Below are 1,032 nucleotides of genomic sequence, written 5' to 3'. Positions count from 1 at the left end.
TATTCTATATCTTCATAGCGCTCAGAATCTGGATCATAAACCGTCATGGTCTCGATAGTATCTGCAAGCGTGCTATCAGCGTCGCCATAGATATAGCTGTCATAATCAGCGATATAAGGCTGACCTGAGTAGATATGTTTGAGGTTGGTATCAGGGGTAATATGGGTATTGGTTTTTACCGCAAGATCGTCGTTATCCATCATCTCTTATCCATGCCTAAACTAAAGAGCGAAGCGTTTTAGCGTATCGATATCGACTAAGGTCAGTAAGCTCTCATGACAAGCCTCTAGTTTGATTTGCGGAGCAATATCAAAATCGAGCGCCTCAACCCAGCGCAGCGCGCAGATACACCAGTAGTCACCAGGTTTGAGACCAGCAAAATTATACTCAGGTAACGGGGTGATCAAATCATTGCCACGATCGGCTGAAAAGCTCAAAAATTCACTAGTCATCTTGGCGCAGACAGTATGCTGACCGACATCAAAGTGACCTGTGTGACAAAATCCATTACGGTAGTAGCCAGTAATAGGATCAAAGCAGCAGCTAGCAAGAGCGGTGCCTAATACGTTGGTTTGGTTGATATCGGGACTTGGATGGTGGTCAATCGACATAAGATTTCCAGATAAATGATAAGTAAGCGCTAGTGTACCATGAGTCTATCTTGCTGCCATGGCAGATTTTATATCTAGGTTGACTGCCAATGGTAAAGCTTAAGCCAGCAGGCATTAGCGCCGCAGGCGAAAGAATATAAATAATCAGTCGTTATTGGCGTTAATTATGGCTAGGCGAACTCTAGTCGCTATGCTAAACTTAGGCGCAAAGTGCTTAAATAGCAAAGTATTAAGAACAGGTACTTGGTTATATAACCAGTAAAAAGCATTTTGATTATCTATTTTAGCCTCTCAATAATCTCTATTGCCACCGTTTAGGTATGACCTAGTTTTGGTATTAATAATTTTAGTATCATTAGGCAGATAGTGTTGTGTGCTAAAAACTTTTATTTGATCGTCACCTTTTATCATACTGCGTTTT

At 41.4% G+C, this 1,032-nt stretch carries 1 protein-coding gene and 1 pseudogene; both read right to left on the bottom strand.

Features of this window, described 5'->3' with window-relative positions:
- A pseudogene (locus tag ACTXGO_RS14560) lies at window positions 1-203 on the bottom strand (magnesium and cobalt transport protein CorA); the annotation flags it as partial.
- 18 nt (window positions 204-221) lie between these two features.
- Window positions 222-611 carry a DUF2237 family protein gene (locus tag ACTXGO_RS14555; RefSeq protein ID WP_317199939.1) on the bottom strand — a complete coding sequence of 130 codons (390 nt, stop codon included), beginning with the start codon at window positions 609-611 and terminating at the stop codon, window positions 222-224.
- Between the last annotated feature and the right edge of the window lie 421 nt (window positions 612-1,032).

This window comes from Psychrobacter sp. T6-1 (assembly GCF_052258445.1).
This window is presented reverse-complemented; position numbering and strand designations above follow the sequence as displayed.

Excerpts from the sequence above, each read along its gene's own strand:
- ACTXGO_RS14555 (WP_317199939.1), bottom strand. The coding sequence starts at position 611 with ATGTCGATTGACCACCATCCAAGTCCCGATATCAACCAAACCAACGTA.